This window comes from Gordonia mangrovi, from assembly GCF_024734075.1.
Lineage (GTDB): Bacteria > Actinomycetota > Actinomycetes > Mycobacteriales > Mycobacteriaceae > Gordonia > Gordonia mangrovi.
This window is the reverse complement of the sequence record NZ_CP102850.1, coordinates 2446464-2463091: the sequence shown is the minus strand read 5'-3', so window position 1 is coordinate 2463091 and position 16628 is coordinate 2446464. Positions and strand designations below refer to the sequence as shown.

10 protein-coding genes are annotated in these 16628 nt (G+C 68.1%); 5 read left to right on the top strand and 5 right to left on the bottom strand.

The window, feature by feature from the left end:
* Nucleotides 1-25: 25 nt before the first annotated feature.
* Genes dprE1 through NWF22_RS11110 form a run of 4 tightly spaced genes read left to right on the top strand, consistent with a single transcriptional unit; the run spans nucleotide 26 to nucleotide 4951 of the window.
* Nucleotides 26-1450, top strand: a complete 1425-nt coding sequence (gene dprE1 / locus NWF22_RS11125) for a decaprenylphosphoryl-beta-D-ribose oxidase (protein WP_160901766.1) — start codon at nucleotides 26-28, stop codon at nucleotides 1448-1450.
* A 44-nt stretch (nucleotides 1451-1494) separates the two neighbouring features.
* Nucleotides 1495-2256, top strand: coding sequence for a decaprenylphospho-beta-D-erythro-pentofuranosid-2-ulose 2-reductase (dprE2, locus tag NWF22_RS11120; protein ID WP_160901765.1), 762 nt, complete (start codon nucleotides 1495-1497; stop codon nucleotides 2254-2256).
* A gap of 2 nt (nucleotides 2257-2258) precedes the next feature.
* The gene (locus tag NWF22_RS11115; protein ID WP_160901764.1) at nucleotides 2259-4196 is read left to right on the top strand and encodes a galactan 5-O-arabinofuranosyltransferase; all 1938 of its coding nucleotides are present in this window, start codon (nucleotides 2259-2261) and stop codon (nucleotides 4194-4196) included.
* Nucleotides 4193-4951, top strand: a complete 759-nt coding sequence (locus tag NWF22_RS11110; RefSeq protein WP_160901763.1) for an MBL fold metallo-hydrolase — start codon at nucleotides 4193-4195, stop codon at nucleotides 4949-4951. The genes NWF22_RS11115 and NWF22_RS11110 overlap by 4 nt, the downstream gene beginning before the upstream one ends.
* Nucleotides 4952-5069: 118 nt before the next feature.
* On the opposite strand, the gene NWF22_RS11105 is transcribed toward NWF22_RS11110, so the two are convergent.
* The 3 genes from NWF22_RS11105 to aroQ form a co-directional block, all read right to left on the bottom strand.
* Nucleotides 5070-5411, bottom strand: a complete 342-nt coding sequence (locus NWF22_RS11105) for an ArsR/SmtB family transcription factor (protein WP_202398454.1) — start codon at nucleotides 5409-5411, stop codon at nucleotides 5070-5072.
* Nucleotides 5398-5847: an SRPBCC domain-containing protein gene (locus NWF22_RS11100; protein WP_160901762.1), complete on the bottom strand. Its 450-nt coding sequence runs from the start codon at nucleotides 5845-5847 to the stop codon at nucleotides 5398-5400. Before NWF22_RS11100 ends, NWF22_RS11105 begins: the two co-directional genes overlap by 14 nt.
* Nucleotides 5848-6020: 173 nt before the next feature.
* Nucleotides 6021-6482 carry a type II 3-dehydroquinate dehydratase gene (aroQ, locus tag NWF22_RS11095; protein WP_160901761.1) on the bottom strand — a complete coding sequence of 154 codons (462 nt, stop codon included), beginning with the start codon at nucleotides 6480-6482 and terminating at the stop codon, nucleotides 6021-6023.
* Between the two features lie 70 nt (nucleotides 6483-6552).
* On the opposite strand from aroQ, the gene NWF22_RS11090 reads away from it, so the two are divergent.
* Nucleotides 6553-9879, top strand: coding sequence for an arabinosyltransferase domain-containing protein (locus NWF22_RS11090; RefSeq protein WP_160901760.1), 3327 nt, complete (start codon nucleotides 6553-6555; stop codon nucleotides 9877-9879).
* A gap of 83 nt (nucleotides 9880-9962) precedes the next feature.
* Here the strand turns inward: NWF22_RS11090 and NWF22_RS11085 are convergent, their stop codons facing one another.
* Both NWF22_RS11085 and NWF22_RS11080 read right to left on the bottom strand, forming a co-directional pair.
* Entirely contained in the window at nucleotides 9963-13283 is a 3321-nt protein-coding gene (locus NWF22_RS11085) for an arabinosyltransferase domain-containing protein (protein WP_160901759.1), read from the bottom strand.
* The gene (locus NWF22_RS11080; protein ID WP_160901758.1) at nucleotides 13276-16563 is read right to left on the bottom strand and encodes an arabinosyltransferase domain-containing protein; all 3288 of its coding nucleotides are present in this window, start codon (nucleotides 16561-16563) and stop codon (nucleotides 13276-13278) included. The genes NWF22_RS11085 and NWF22_RS11080 overlap by 8 nt, the downstream gene beginning before the upstream one ends.
* Nucleotides 16564-16628 lie beyond the last annotated feature (65 nt).

Sequence of the window (16628 nt, the reverse complement as noted above, 5' to 3'; positions counted from 1 at the left end):
GCCGGTGCGGGTACCCTCATGTGCGATGTCTACTCACGAGTTGTTGCCGATCGAGACCCGCAAGCTGGTGGGGTGGTCCCGCACCACCCCGACCGTCGGGCACGTGCTCTCAACGCCATATCCCGAGGTCATCGCGGAAGCAGTCGCTCGCGTCGCCGACGACAACGCGGACAAACCGGACTATCTCAAGCGCGGCATCATCGCCCGCGGTCTCGGCCGGTCCTACAACGAGTCCGGTCAGAACAGCGGCGGCCTGACCGTCGACATGACACCGCTGACGCGGATCTACTCGATCGACCCGGACACCGCGATCGCCGACGTCGACGCCGGGGTGTCCCTCGACGAGTTGATGGCCAAGGCGCTGCCGTTCGGACTCTGGGTCCCGGTGCTGCCGGGCACCCGGCAGGTCACAGTGGGCGGCGCCATCGCCCATGACATCCACGGCAAAAACCACCACAGTGCGGGCAGCTTCGGCAACCACGTCACCGAGATGCATCTTCTCGTCGCCGACGGCCGGGTGCTGGTCCTGACCCCCGAGGGCTCCGCCGACGACCCGAACGGTGAACTGTTCTGGGCGACCGTGGCAGGCATCGGCCTCACCGGCATCATCCTGCGGGCCAAGATCGCGATGAAGCGCACCGAGAGCGCGTTCTTCCTCGCCGACACGTTCACCACCAGCACCCTCGACGAGACGATCGCGCTGCACCTCGAGCAGCGCTACGAGGACGGTTTCGAATACGCCTCGGGGTGGTTCGACACCATCAGCGGTCCGCCGAAGCTCGGCCGCGGGTCGTTCAGCCGCGGCAATCTCGCGACGCTCGACGACCTGCCGGCGAAGTACCGCAAGGATCCACTCTCCTTCAACGGCAAACCGCTGATCTCGCTGCCGGATGTGTTCCCGCGGGGACTCGCCAACAAGCTGGATTTCGCGCTGGTCGGTGAGGCCTACTACCGCATGGGCTCCGACAAGATGGGCCAGATCAAGAATCTGGCGCAGTTCTATCACATGCTCGATGTGGTCGGGAACTGGAACAACGCCTACGGTCGCGGCGGCGGATTCACCCAGTACCAGTTCATCGTGCCGACCGGCAACGAGGCCGAGTTCAAGCAACTGATCGTGGACATCCAGGCGTCGGGCCACGTCAGTTTCCTCAACGTCATCAAGCTGTTCGGCGAGGGCAACAAGGCGCCGCTGAGCTTCCCCTTCAAGGGGTGGAACGTCTGCCTCGACTTCCCGATCAAGAAGGGGCTCGCGGAGTTCCTCAACGACCTCGACCGCCGGGTGATGGCGATGGGCGGGCGGCTCTACACGGCGAAGGACTCGCGGACGTCCGCGCAGAGTTTCCATGCGATGTACCCGCGGATCGACGAGTGGACCGCGGTTCGGCGTCGGATAGACCCGACCGGAGTGTTCATGTCGGACATGGGCCGACGACTCGAACTCGCCTGATAACCACCATCTCCTCGCACGAGCTCACACACCGAAAGGGCACCATGATCAACGCCGTCGGCGCACCCCAATCCATCCTGATCCTCGGCGGCAGTTCCGAGATCGGGTTGGCGATCGCCGAGGAATACCTGAAGAAGGGACCGGCCCGGCTGGTGCTGGCCACCGTCCCCGGTGATCCCACCGCCGACGCCGCCGTCGACAAGATGAAGACGGCAGGTGCGACCGACGTCGAGCTCATCGACTTCGACGCGCTGGCCCCCGATACCCACCCGGCCGTCATCGACAAGGCATTCGCCGGTGGCGACATCGACGTCGCCATCGTCGCCTTCGGTGTGCAGTTCGACGACGAGAAGGTGTGGCAGGACCAGAAGGGGGCGGTCACCGAGGTCGGCATCAACTACACCGCCGCGGTGTCGGTGGGCGTGCTGCTCGGTGAGAAGATGCGCGCCCAGGGCTCCGGACAGATCATCGCGATGAGTTCGGTGGCCGGAGAACGCGTGCGGCGCAGCAACTTCGTCTACGGCTCCACCAAGGCGGGCCTGGACGGCTTCTACCTGGGTCTCGGAGATGCGTTGCGGCCGTTCGGCCCTCGCGTGCTGGTGGTCCGCCCGGGGCAGGTGCGTACGCGATTGTCCGCACACGTCGACGAGGCGCCGATGACGGTGAACAAGGAAGATGTCGGCCGGATGGTGGTCGCGGCCGCCGACAAGGGCAAGGAGATCGTCTGGGCGCCCGCTCCGTTCCGGTTCGTGATGATGATCCTGCGCCACATCCCACGCCCCGTTTTCCGTCGGCTGCCCATCTGATCGTGAGTACTGCCGTTCGCCGCGCCCGCGACGTCGGCGCGCTCGTCGCTGCCGCGCTGCTCGGTGCCCTCGTCGCGTTTGTCGGGCTGAAGGTCGTCGGCGGCGTCGACTGGCCCGCCTTCAACTCATCCAATGTGACCCGAGCGCTGACAACTGTCGGACAGGTGTTCGCGGTGGCGGTCCTCGTCATCGCCGTTCTGCTCGACCGATACGGGAAACCGCGGTGGCTGACCGGGCTGCTGTCGGCTGCGGCATCAGCCGGACTGGTGACGGTCACCCTGGGCATGCCGCTGGGCGCCACCAAGCTCTATCTCTTCGGGCTCTCGGTGGATCAGCAGTTCCGCACCGAGTACCTCACCCGGATGACCAGCAGTCCACGGCTGGCGGATATGACCTACCTCGATCTGCCGCCGTACTACCCGGCCGGCTGGTTCTGGTGGGGCGGCCGGTTCGCGAACGTCGAGGGACTGCCCGGCTGGGAGGCCTACAAGCCCTGGGCGATCATCTCGATGGCGGCGGCCGCTGCGGTGGCGGTGCTGCTGTGGACACGGATGGTCGGCGCGTTACGTGGCATCCCGATCGCACTGGTCATCACGCTGGTCACGGTGATGTGGGCGTCACCGGAACCGTACGCGGCGGTGCTGGTGATGCTCGGCGTGCCGATGCTGATCCCGATGCTGTACGGGCTGCGCGGCAGGTCGCGGCTCGCCGACGGCCCGGTCGGGGGTCTGCGGACCGGCACCAGCTGGCCGGCAGTGATCGGCACCGGCGTGTTCCTCGGGATCAGCGCCACCTGCTACACGCTCTACACCGGACTGTTCGCGCTCAGTGCGATCATCATGGCGCTGTATCTGTGTGTGGTCGCCTGGCGGCAGGCGGGCAACAAGGCGGTACCCAGTGCCACCGTCGCCAGGCGACGACGGGGTGTGATCGTCGCAGTCCTGGGTCGGCTGGTCGCCATGGGTGTGATCTCGGGACTCATCGCCCTGCTGGTGTGGGCCCCGTATCTGTGGGCGCGGGCCACCAGTGAGCCCGCCAGCGGCGGCACCGCCGAACACTATCTACCCGACCGCGGTGCCGTCCTGCCGCTGCCGTTCTTCAATGTCAGCCTGTTCGGGTTGGTCACGCTGATCGGTCTGATCTGGCTGCTGTTGCGGTTCCGGCAGCGCACCGTCGCGCTTGCGCTGTTCATCACCGTGGTGACGATCTACCTGTTCTGTCTGCTGTCGATGCTGCGCACCGCCGGCGGCAGTACGCTGCTGTCGTTCCGCCTCGATCCGCTGCTGTACGGCACGTTGTCGGCGGCCGGGGTGCTCGGTATCGCGGATCTGTCGCGCTGGGCAGTCGGGAAGTTCGGTGACGTCCGGTTCGCCATCGGCGCGATCGCCACGGTCTCGGCGATTGCGCTCGCGCAGGGCATCCCCGGGCATCTGTCCGGCGAGATCACCACGGCCTACACCGACACCGACGGCCGCGGTGACCGCGCCGATCAGCGTCCTGCGGGCGCCGAGTCGTATTACCCGGAGATCCACCGCCTGATCCGCACGCAGACCGGCAGGCCCGCCGATCAGAACGTGGTGCTGACCGCCGATTACGGTTTCCTGTCGATCTATCCGTACTGGGGCTTCCAGGGACTGACCTCGCACTACGCGAATCCGTTGGCGGAGTTCGACAAACGAGCCGCCGCCATCGAGCGGTGGGCGCAGTCCGAGACCCCCGACCAGCTGATCCGCCGGTTGGACCGGGCACCCTGGACCCCACCCAACGTCTTCCTGTTCCGCTACGCTGCAGACGGCTACACCCTTCGGTTGGCCGAGGACGTGTATCCCAACGATCCGAACGTCAAGCGCTACACGGTGACGTTCGATCCGGCCGTATTCGCCGATCCGAGGTTCGAGGTGACCGAAGTGGGACCGTTCGTGGTGGTGGTGCGCCGATGAAGTTCGGACGCAGGCCGATGCAGATCAGTCGCGTGGACGCGGGATCGTCGACGGCGTTTCTGGTGCACACCGATGTGGTGAACTGGGTTCTGCTGCAGGAGGGTTCGGATCTCACCCTGATCGATGGCGGCTATCCCGGCCAGGCGGCCGCGGTGGTGGAGTCCATCCGCACCATCGGCCGTCGACCCGAGGACATCCGGGGAGCGCTCCTCACCCATGCCCACGTCGATCATCTCGGCGGGCTGGTCTCGCTGAGTGCGCGGTACGGATTCGACGTGTTCGCCGATCCCATCGAGGTCGCGCACGCCCGCCGCGACTACCTGCAGCAGGCCGGGCCCGGTGACATCGTGCCGATCGCCTACCGCCCGCGCGTGATTCATTGGCTGGCGATGGTGATGCCGCTGGGCGTGTTGAGCCGCAAGGGCATTGACGCCCACCCCTTCCCGTCTCCACTGGATCTGCCGGGTCGTCCGGTGCCGGTGTCGGCGCACGGTCACACCGACGGGCACAGCGCCTATCTGGTCGCCGACGGTTCGGTTCTCGTGTCCGGCGACGCCCTGGTGAGCGGCCACCCGATCTCGCCGATCACTGGACCGCAGTGCATCGCACACGCTTTCCAGCACGACGACGCCACCGCCCGACGGACCGTGGAGTTCCTCACATCACTCGATGCCACGACGCTGTTCCCCGGCCACGGCCCGCGCCACAACGGCCCGGTCGCCGAGGCCGCGCGCCGCGCGCTCGAGGTGAGCTGAGGGGCGACCCTTCGTGACGGCGTCCGCGCGCTGCCACCTCCTCAGGGATCACGCGGCAGCCAAGCGATTCGCGACAAACCGCGACAGCCTCCTCGACTACCCGCCATCATCGTCACTGTCACGAAGAGTCACTCGTCTCCGCCGCATCCTTGATCCGTTCGAGTCGCCGATCCCAGCCGCGGGCGATCGCATCGAGTTTGCGCGCAACCTCGCTCAGTCGTGCACCCACCGGCTCGTACCGCACCTCGCGGCCGATCTTCGTGGCCTCGACGAGCCCGACGTCGGTGAGCAGACGCAGGTGTTTGGCGATGGCCTGCCGGCTGATCGGCAGCCGGTCGGCCAGGGCCGAGGCCGAGGCCGGGGCGCGGGAGAGTTCGACGAGTATCTGCCACCGACTGTCGTCGGCGAGTGCGGCGAACAATTCGACCGGCGCCTGCGTCTCGGCGTCAGGCACGAGCATCAGCTCCGGTGAGGTGCACACGCGCCAGCTCCAGTTCCAGTCGCCAGCCCTGGGAGTGATCGTCGAATCGGGAACGTCGATCGGCCTCCGGCTCGGACAGCGATGCGAATCCCGATTCGGCGACCTTCAGCAATACTCCCGAATCGGCCGGGGTCAGCCAGAATTCGACCAGCGTGGATGAGCTCGACGGGTCGTCGGCGTCGATGTGCCAGCGAAACGCCGCATACGACGGCTCATCGAGATGCACGGTCCGGAAGGCGAAGCGCCCGTGGGTCGGATCGGTGACATAGGCGATCTCGCCGTCGTATTCGACCTGATGGTCGACGATGCGCTGGTCGTTGATGTACCAGCCGGGTTCACTCACCAACTCCCAGACCCGCTGCGGGGATGCGTCGATGGTGATCTCACGTTCGATGCGGTCGTACTCGGTGTCCATGATGGGGTCCTCTCAGGATTTCATCTGCAACCCAAGGATTGCACATCGCACCGACCGTCTGCAACCCCTGAGTTGCATTTCTGTCGCCACATGGTTCGCTCCCCCGGGTATCGCTTCATCCGCCTGCGGCAGTGGGGCGATGAAGCGATACCCGGGGGAAGAACGCTGAGCCGTCAACCGATCACGTCTGCGAGTTGTCGAATCGCGAATTCATAGCCACGGATGCCGAATCCGGCGATGACGCCGGAGGCCAGCGGCGACACATAGGAGTGATGTCGGAACGCCTCCCGCTTGTGCACGTTGCTGATGTGCACCTCCATGATCGGCACGTCCGGGATCACGAGTGCGTCGGCCAGCGCGACCGACGTGTGCGTCCATGCCGCCGGGTTGATGACGATGCCGCTGATCTGTCCGCGCGCCTCGTGTAGCCAGTCGATCATCTGACCCTCGTGGTTGGTCTGGGCCGCCCGCAGCCCGAACCCGAGTTCGGCCGCGGTCCGTTCGGCCAACGCGACCACGTCGTCGAGGGTGGCCGCGCCGTACACCTCCGGCTGCCGCACGCCCAGGGTGTTCAGGTTGGGTCCGTTGAGGAGCAGGATCGGCAACGGCTCGGCCCCGGGCTCGGTCTCAGACATGGCACAACCATAGTTCAGCGTCATTCGGCCGAAAGGGAAGCCGACCGCCCAACCGTTACCATCTCTCTTTGTGCCATCGCAGACGGTAAGACGCGCCAGGGTCGTCGCCATCATCACCGGTCTGCTCGGATTCTTCATGGCGCTGGCCACTCCGCTGATGCCGGTGCACCAGACCACCGCCCAGATCTCCTGGCCGCAGGGCGATCAGGTCGAGTCGGTGGCGGCACCCCTGATCAGCTATGTTCCCATCGATCTGGACGCGCACATCCCGTGCAGCGCAGTGGCGCAACTCGGCGACGGCGAGTCGGTATTGCTCTCGACCACGCCGAAGCAGGCGGAGAAGTCCGGCGAACGCGGCCTGTTCATCCGTAAGACCGGTCAGCCCGGCGATCCCGCGTCACGGCAGACCGTCGAGGTGGTCATCCGCAACATGCCGCTGGTGGCGGCGACGCTGGAGGACATCCGCAGCCAGGACTGCCGGGAGATCTCCGTGCACGCCGACGCCGAAGCCGTCTCGGCCGAATTCGTCGGAATGCGCACCGACGACGACGAACCGCTCGACGGCACCACCGCCGGCCGCGAGTCCGACACCTACGACGCCGACCAGCGCCCACAGGTCACCGGGTTGTTCACCGACCTCGACGGCCCGGTCGCCAACCTGCCCGGCCTGGACGCGCACGTCACCATCGACTCCCGCTACTCCACCGCCCCGACGATCCTGAAGTGGGCGGTGCTGGTCATCGGGGTCATCGCCACCCTGTTGTCGCTGGCCGCGCTCGCCGTGCTCGATTCCACCGACGGACGCCGGCACCGCCGCATCCTGCCGGCGCGGTGGTGGCATCTCAACGCCCGCGACTACGTCGTGCTCGGCGCGCTGGTGGTGTGGCACATGATCGGCCCCAACACGTCTGACGACGGCTACCTGTTGACGATGTCGCGGGTGGCCCAGGAGACCGACTACACCGCCAACTACTTCCGCTGGTATGGCGCACCCGAGGCGCCGTTCGGCTGGTATTACCAGGTGTTCGGCTGGCTCAGCCACATCAGTGTGGCCAGCCCGTGGATGCGGCTGCCGGCACTCCTGTGCGGTATCGGGGTGTGGCTGATCATCAGCCACGAGGTCTTGCCGCGACTCGGCCGCGCCGCGATCATCCGTCCGTCGGTCGGCTGGACGGCGGCTTTCGTGTTCCTCATCTCCTGGTTCCCGTTCAACAACGGTCTGCGTCCGGAACCGATCATCTGCCTCGGCGCCCTGCTCACCTGGTGTTCGGTGGAACGGGCCATCGCCACCGGCCGCCTGCTACCGGCCGCGGTGGCGTGCCTGATCGGCGCGTTCAGCCTTGCCGCCGGACCCACCGGACTGCTCGCCGTCGCCGCCCTGATCGCCGGTGCCCGACCGATGATCCTGGCGCTGATCAAACGTGCCAAGGTGATCGGTGGCGGTCGGTGGTCCTATGTGGCGTTGCTCGCTCCCATCCTGGCCGCCGGTACCTTCGTGATCTTCGTGGTGTTCTCCAACCTCACGCTGCGGTCGTTCGTCGAGGCCTCGCAGATGAAGTCGGCGCTCGGACCGTCGATGCACTGGTACAACGAAATCAACCGTTACTCGTCACTGTTCGCGTTCTCTGCCGACGGGTCGATCGACCGCCGGTTCGCGGTGCTCACGATGATCCTGTCGCTGGTGGTGTCGGCGGCCATGCTCATCCGACGCTCCCGCATCCCCGGCACCGCGCTGGGTCCGTCGCGCCGCATCGTCGGGATCACCTTCGCGTCTCTGGTGTTCCTGATGTTCACGCCCACCAAGTGGACCCATCATTTTGGGGTGTTCGCCGGTTTGGCGGCCGCACTGGCAGCGCTTGCGGCGATCGCCGCCGGCCATCAGGCGATGCACTCGCGGCGCAACCGGACGCTGTTCGCCGCGCTCGTGCTGTTCGTCGCCGGGCTCGCGTTCACCGCCCCCAACTCCTTCTTCTACTCCTCGGCGTGGGGTATGCCGTGGGGCGTCACCCAGGTGAGCTTCGGGGTGAACCTCGCCAGCCTGTTGCTCTACGCCGCGTTGCTCCTACTCCTACTGGCGCTCTGGTTCCACTTCCGCGAACCGTTCACCGGCACCGACCCCGCCGACGTCGCGACCACCGACAGCGAAAGACCCTGGTACCGCCGCATGTGGGCCGTGCTCGCGTCCGCACCGCTCGCCTTCGTGTCCGCCGCCGTCGTGGTGTTCGCACTGGTCACTGCGATGTTCGCGGGTATCCAGCAGAGTGCGTCGTACTCGGTGCCGCGGTCGAATCTGGAGGCGCTCACCGGCCAGGAGTGTGGGATGGCCGACAAGGTGTGGGTGGAAACCGATCCGAGCCGTTTCCTGCTCCAACCGGTCGACGGTTCCATCGCCGATCCACTGGCCGGCCCGGCGACGGCCCCGCCGGACGGCACGCGACCGGCCACCACCGGTTTCACCGCCAACGGCGTGCCGGTCGATCTGGCGGCCATGGCGAGCGCGGGGTCGCTGGGCGTGCTGGCCGGCAACGCGACCGACTCCCCCGACGTGCTCACCGCCAATACCGGCGGCACCGGCGGCGGCGTGACGTCGGAAGCCGGGATCAACGGCAGCTTCGCCGAACTGCCGTTCTTCCTCGACCCGACCACCACCCCGGTGATGGGCAGCTACTCCACCACCGATCAGGTGCCGGCCCGGCTCACGTCGGCCTGGTACGCACTGCCGGCGGACCACCAGGAGCGACCGCTGCTCACGTTCTCCGTCGCCGGTCTCTACGACAACCCGAACCTGCTGCTGGAGTACACCACCGACCCCGTCGAACCCGGCACCCGCGACGCCGATCTGCGGGCCGACGGCGAAACCGAACTGATCGATCCGGGACCGCGCCCGTCGTGGCGCAACGTCCGCGTCACCACCGACTCACTGCCCTCGGATGCGACCGCGGTGCGGATCGTGGCGACCGACGACAACCTGTCGTCGGACCGCTTCATCGTCGTCACGCCACCACGACTGCCCGAGATGACGACGCTGCAGGAGGTCGTCGGCCGGGAGGACCCGGTGCACGTGGACTGGACCTCCGGCCTCGTGTTCCCCTGCCAACGTCCGTTCTCCCACGCCAACGGGGTCGCCGAGATCCCGCAGTGGCGGATCAAGCCGGGCGCGGACCTGGCCGCTGCGGTGTCGGCGTGGCAGAACTCCTACGGCGGCGGCCCGCTGGGCTGGCTCGAGGTGTCCCAGCGACCGCAGGCGATGGCGACCTACCTGCAGGGCGACATCGGCCGCGACTGGGGATCGCTGGAGCGCTACACCCCCTACGGCGACGTGGACACCCTCGCCGACATCGACACGGGCACCGCCACCCGCGGCGGCCTCTGGAGTCCGGCGCCGATTCGGTACTGACCCCTGCCCCCACCCCCGGTTTTGTAGTACGAACCGTGCAGAAAGCGCACATTCGTACTACAAAACCGGGCGACGGGGGACGGTCAGTTGCGGATCGCGCGCATGGGGCCGGGGGTCCAGAGGCCGCCGTGGGTTTCCTCGGTCAGCACGAGCTCGGCGTCGACCTGGGGTTTGAGCGGCGTCAAGCGCTGCAGGCTGCCCCAGTCCTTGGCCCACCCGTTACGCAGATACGACGGCAGCACCACCGGCCGCAGCTCGTTCTCGACGATGCCGAGCGGGCCGCCGTAGTCGCCGGCCATCCAGCGCCGAGAGTTCACCCGCTCACCTTCGGCGTCCGGGGTGATCCGCCACTGCGGGGTCTCCCACACGCCGTTGATCACGGTTGCCGGCCGCTGACACGGGAAGGCAAAGGCCACCTCCCAGTCCAGCAGTACCGGATCCTCACTGCCCACCAGCGAATTCAGGGTCACCAACGGTGTCACGCGGGGCGGCGTCACCGCCAGCCACTGCGCCGGATTGCCTGAGGCGTCGTCGGCGACGATCCGCACCACGGATGCCCGCGGCGGGGCCTGATCCCGCGGGAACCGCAGGTTGCGCCATTCGGGGTCATTGCCGATGTCCAGCGGGACCATCGACGCCACGGTGGTGACCCGACCGTCCGGTTCGACCCGCCCGAACTCGAGCCGCAGCTGCTGCCCGGGATGGGTGACGGCCAACTCGTCGACGTATTCGATGGTCCCCGCCACCGACATGGTGACCAGCGGCGTGTCGTCGGACCGTTGCGGCAGCTGATACCAGTCGGACGTGAGATTCCCGCGGCCGGTGGGCGTCCCGTAGGTCCCCAGGACCGGCACGCGGCTCTGATCCAGACCGAACGGCAGCCGCACCGACGATCCGTTGACCCCACGGGTGGCGGTGGTGCCGCCGCCGGTGTCGGCCGACCCGGCGGTGCCACTGGGTTCGGACTGCGCATCCGACGGATCGGTCTGGGTCCGGTCGAGGCCGCTGGAGGTGGTGTCCGCCTCGGCTTGACTTTCCAGATGGACGGAGACCCCGTTCGGATCGAAACCCGCCATGGAGCCGCTGCCGGCGCCGGCGAGCGCAGCGCCGGGCGACGGATCACTCTGTCCGGCAACGCGCGCCGGCGACAGGAGACCCTCATTCGGGTCGGCCTCGACCACGACGGCGTCGGCCAGAGCGCACGGTTCACCCTGCATCGCGTTCAGGTTGGAACTCGTCCACGACCACGAATCCCGCTGTGTCTGATAGGCCTTGGTGAACGAGACGAAGTTGAACAACAGCACGGCCGCGGAGATGATGGCCAGCGAATAGGTCGGCATCCGCCGGATCAGGCTCGGTGACGTCGGCGGCGCCGGTGGCACGCCGTGTTCGGTCGCGCGATCGTCCCGGTAGTACTGCCAGGCACCGAGTGCGGTCAGCAGCACCGCGACCGCGAGAATCGGTACAAACAGCCCGATGCCCGCGACGTTGGGGGTGTCGTCGGCCCACGGAATCCCGTAGCTGCCGACGTACCACCACTGATTGCGACCGGCGAAGGCGACGGCGAGTGCGTACGCCGCGGCGGCCGCGATGAAGGTCCGGTTGCATCGCCGGCGCATCACCTCGGGACGCAGGAACACCGTCGCCGCCGCGGCGAGAACACCGGTGAGACAGGCGAAAGCGCCCATCTGATGGGTCGCCTTCGTGGGGACGAAGGCCAGTACGGCCACCGCTCCCCCGGCGACGGCGAGCAGTCGCCACAGCGGCGCCGTCGCCACCCCGGGCACCCGACGTTTACTCAGCAGGGTGAGCACGATGATGATGGCCGCCAGGAACGTGACGAAGATGCCGACGCGTCGGGCGATCGACCCGTCCGGAGTGGGGTTGAGCAGGATGTAGTACCGCATCGCCTCGGTCCACCATTCGTTGGTGGGACCCACGATGCCCTGTACCTCGACACCTTCGAGGATGGTGGCGAGAGCCTGATCGGCGAAGATCAGGAACATCACGGCCAGACCGGATGCCAGCACCGGCATCACCAACGGCAGCAGACCGTCGCGGGCGCGACGTCGTCGCAGACTCCTGAGCAACGGGCGCAGCGCGGCCAACAACGGCAGGATCGCGATCGCCCCGGCCGGATGAATCGTCAACGTCGCCCAGGCGGCCACCACCCCCAACGTGAGCGGGAAGAACCGTCCGGTCGCGATCGCACGTTCCACCAGCACCGAGGTCAGCAGAATGCCCACGCTCAGTGCCGGCTCCACCCGAAGGCCGTTGTTGAACGGCAGCCAGACGGCGAGGAAGCCCAATCCGGCAGCCCAGAACGCGGCGCGCGAGGTGCGTACCGCCCGTCCCAGCCGGGGTAGCGCGAATCGGCTGATCAGGAACCAGCCGGCAAGCGCGAACAGCAAGGGCAGCAACCGCAGCCACGGGGTGGCGGTGCTGACCTCCATCCACAGCGCCAGATAGCGGTAATGCCAGCCGAACGGGTCCTGCGGCGCACCGAAGTAGCGGTAATAGTTGTCCAGATATCCGGCATCGGGAGCGACCCGACCGACGGTCACCTGGTAGCCGTCGTCGGCGGTGTTGCCACCGACGAACAACCAGCCGACCAGCACCGCGGTGATCGTCCCGTCGAGCAGCGTCGGCCGCCACCACCGGGCCGGCAGGCCCAGCCGGAAGCGGTGTCCGTCACGCGAATCGAGGACCGCCAGCGCCGCCATCGAGGCGATCGTCATCACCACGCCCACGATGAGGATCACCCCCTTGAGCAGGGTGGGGCTGGTGCTGAACCGGGTGTCCACGGTCGAGGTGAACGAGAGCCCGTCGGTGGAGGCGTCGGCGGGAAGATCGGTGTACACCCCGATGATCTGCGGCCGCGCGTTCGGGTCGGCGAGGTCGAAGGACGCGCGGTCCCCGTCCTCGGGTACAAAACCCTCGACCGCCCCGCGGGTACCGCTGGTGTCGGCGTCGATCACGATGCGGCAGTCCGTGGCCTGCGCCGCGGCGGCCCGGGGCACGTTGAGCAGCACGGCATTACGTTGGGTCACCAACAGCCGGTCGGCGGTCGCCCGGATGAACAGGCCCACCGTGCTGGCCTCGGCACCGTTGTCGGGCACCGTCGACAACAACACACCACCGGCGGCGGGTAGGTCGTCGGCGAGCGCGCAGGGCACCGAAATGTCCATAGACACCGGCACATACGAGACGTTCGGGGCGGCGACGTTCGCCAGGCTGCTGCTGCCGGGCTGCGGCCACTGTAGTTGCGCCTTGGTGTAGGACACCGGCAGGAACGGCGCCAGGATGGCCAGCAGCACCCCGATCGCGCCGGCCGCCACGGCGACGATCTTCGCGATGGCCACCTTCCGATCCGATGGTCGGCGCCTCTGCATGATCTCAGTCATCCTGCGGCACCACCCTGATCGCTCCGGGGCGCGTCCAACCCCAGGTCGTCGACGTGGCGGTGCTCACCTGCGCCGCCTGGGCCTCGGGCACCAGCGGCGTCAATCGGCGTAGTCCGCCCCAGTCGCGGTACCAGTCGCCGTCGAGGTAGGTCGCCATGGTGCTCTCACGTGTCAGTGCCTCCGGGGTGGTCAGGATGCCGCCGTTGATGGCGGCCTGCCACGTCTTGGATTTCGAGTTGGTGGTGGTCTGGTCGGGCACGATGCGCCACTCGGGAATCTCGGCGACCCCGTGGCGGGTGCTCATCGGATGCTGACACGGGAACTGGCTGCCCACCGAGAGATCCAGCAGCACCGGTGTTTCGGTTCCCACCACCTCCTGCAGGGTCTGCAGTTGCGGTGCGCGCGGCGGGGTGATGGCCAGCCACTGATCCGGACTCACGTTGTTGTCGACCGCGCTGATCCGCATCGCGGTGGCGTTCTCGGGCACCGCCGACATGGGGATGCGCAGGTTGCGCCACGGCCGGTTGGGCCGTTCCGGCCCGGGATCGATCGGCACATACGCGTCGCCGACCTGTCGGAAGCCGTCCGGACCGTCGTCGGGCACACCGAACTGCACCTTCAGCGAACGCCCGCCGCGGGGCACACCGTCCTGGTCGATCGAGAAGACCGGGCCGGCAGCCGTGATAACCAGCAACGGTGACGATTCCCGGTCCGGCAGCCGGTACCACATCGAGGTCAGTTCGGCGATGCCGTTGTCGTGGCCGTAGGTACCCAACACCGGTGTGGTCTCCGGCGACAGACCGAACGGCAGGGCGGCGGTGGAACCGTTGACGCCCTCCGGTCCACGGCCGCCGGTGGTGCCCGGCGCGCCACCGGCGACGATGAACGGCCGCGACAGGTCACCCGAGGTGTTGATGGTGCCGGCACCGAGTGCGGTCGGGTCGGGCATCAGGTCACCGGCCACCCCGTCCGGGCCGAATCCGGTGGAATCGCCGGCCAGCGCACGGGAGCTGTCGTCGGTGCCGATCGGTTGTAGGGCACCGCGATTCGGGTCCTCTTCGACCAGGACGTCATCGGCCATCCCACACGTGTCGCCGGTCAGTGCGCGCAGGTTCGCGCTGAAGGTCGTGTACGTGTCGGAGCGGGCCACCGCAGCCTTGGCGAACAGGACCAGTTCGACGATCACGACCAGGGTCGCGATCACCAGCATCGGCGCCGACGACACGGCAGCCTGGGCGCGTGATACGGGGGCGTGGTCGTCGCGCACCTTCCCGTGCGCCGCATCCACGTCGATCCGCAGGTGGAACCAGATGGCCACCGCGAGCGCAAGGGCGGTGAGCACCAGGAAGACCGACGAGAGCGGGGTGCCCGCGATGGACGGCGCCTTGTCGAACCAGGAGATGCCGAAGTCATAGGCCCAGCCCCACGCGTTCTCGCCGGCCATGGCGAGCGCACACGCGAACAGCAGCACCGCGATGTACATCCACAGGTTGCGCGGCGAGCGCCGTGCCGATTGGGCGACGGCCACCGTGGCGACCGCCGCCATCGCGGCCCCCACCCCGGCGTAGATGCCGAACTGCACGGTCCATTTGGTGGGTGTGAACGACAGCAACAGCACGGTCAGCAGGATCGCGCCGATCACCCGCCATACCGGTCCCGGGTCGACTCCGCGGATGTGTTTGCGGCGCAACATCACCGCCAGCGTCACGAACACCGCGGCGAGCAGCAGCAGCATCGGTACGCGACGGACCAACGAGCCGTCCTGGGTGGTCAGTGACAGGTAGTAGAAGCGGATCAGTTCCTGGTACCAGACCAAGGTGGGGCCCACGGTGTAGCGCACCCGAACCGCCTCGGCCAGCGTCGCCAGCGTCTGGTCACGGAACACCACGATCACCACGAAAGCCGCCGCCGCACCAATGGGTGCCAGTAACGGCAGTAGACCGTTCTCGGCCCGGCGTCGGCGCACCGTGCGCAGCATCGGCCGCGAACCGGCGATCAGCAGGGCGACCGCGATCAGCCCGTGCGGTGCCAGCGCCAGCGTCATGCCGGCCGCGAGCGCGGCTCCGGCGGCCGGCAGCATCCGTCGGGTGGCCACCGCCTGCTCCACCCCCCACCAGGTGAGCAGCGAACCGAGCACGATGAGGCCCTCGCTGCGCAGCCCGCTGGCCAGCGGCATCCAGAACGCCACGAACACCGCGGCGGCGGTGAACATCGCCCACTGCGAGCGGCGGACGGCGCCGCCGAGCCGAGGCAGCAGGACGCGGCTGAGGATGAACCAGCTGGCCAGGCCCGCCAGCAGCGCGGGCAACCGCATCCACACACCGGCCGTCGACACCGCCTCCCAGTGCGACAGGAAGGCGTAGTACCAGTCGAACGGCGCCTCTGGGATGCCGAAGAAGCGGTAGTAGTTGGCGAGGTAGCCGGCGTCGGAGGCGTTGCGGCCCATCGCCAGGATGTAGCCGTCGTCGGAGGAACCGGCACCCAGGAAGTGCCACACGACCAGCGCCGCGGTGACCGCGAGGTCGGCGACCCGCGGCGTGAACACCCGACGCAGGTCGAGGCGTCCGATCCGGCGGTGGTAGCCGTGCGCGACGTCGAGGGCGGCGATGGCGACGAACGCGACGATGACCGCGAGCACCCCGACGATCATCACCAGCAGCTTGATCACCGGCGGCGACGACTCGAAGCGGTTGTCCACCTCGATACGCACCGCGAGACCATCGTCGGCGGCGGCACGGGTGACGGTGTCCGGGTCGAGGGCGGTGAAGATGCCGGAGACCTGCGGACGAGCCCGCGGGTCGGCGGTCGCGACGATGCCGGCGCCGACGGCGCGGGCCTGCACCCCGTCGAACGACGCCTGCACGCGCAGCCGCTCGCAGTCGGCCAGCCGCTCACGCGGCACACGCAGCAGTTCCTGCCCCCGCAGGGTGACGTCGACCCCGGTCGGGCCGGCGGTGACGAACAGCGCCTTGGCCGACGCGTCGGTGCCGGCCGGCGGCATCGTCGACACCACCGTGGTGGGCCCGTCGGTCGCCGCCTCGGCCAGCGTGCGGCAGCCGATCGTGACGTCGAGCCCGGCCGGCGTCTGCGCCACCAGCGGGGCGGTCACCGACGCGCTCGCGGCGCTCGCCAGGTCCCGGTCGGGCCAGTCGATGGTCGCGGTGCGCTCGTTCACCGGCAGCAGCGGCGTCAGGATCGCGGCAACGATCGCCACGAGGCCGGCAACGGTGGCGATCATCGCCCACGTGCGCGCCGGCAGCCGTCGGGAAATGTCAGTCATCAGTCGGTGACCCTAATCGACCGTCCTGAAAGTACGGTGAGCCGCTCTGCCCGGAGCACTGTGCT

Coding starts and splice junctions, on each gene's coding strand:
- dprE1 (WP_160901766.1), top strand. CDS start 26: ATGTCTACTCACGAGTTGTTGCCGATCGAGACCCGCAAGCTGGTGGGG.
- dprE2 (WP_160901765.1), top strand. CDS start 1,495: ATGATCAACGCCGTCGGCGCACCCCAATCCATCCTGATCCTCGGCGGC.
- NWF22_RS11110 (WP_160901763.1), top strand. CDS start 4,193: ATGAAGTTCGGACGCAGGCCGATGCAGATCAGTCGCGTGGACGCGGGA.
- NWF22_RS11105 (WP_202398454.1), bottom strand. CDS start 5,411: ATGCTCGTGCCTGACGCCGAGACGCAGGCGCCGGTCGAATTGTTCGCC.
- NWF22_RS11100 (WP_160901762.1), bottom strand. CDS start 5,847: ATGGACACCGAGTACGACCGCATCGAACGTGAGATCACCATCGACGCA.
- aroQ (WP_160901761.1), bottom strand. CDS start 6,482: ATGTCTGAGACCGAGCCCGGGGCCGAGCCGTTGCCGATCCTGCTCCTC.
- NWF22_RS11085 (WP_160901759.1), bottom strand. CDS start 13,283: ATGACTGAGATCATGCAGAGGCGCCGACCATCGGATCGGAAGGTGGCC.
- NWF22_RS11080 (WP_160901758.1), bottom strand. CDS start 16,563: ATGACTGACATTTCCCGACGGCTGCCGGCGCGCACGTGGGCGATGATC.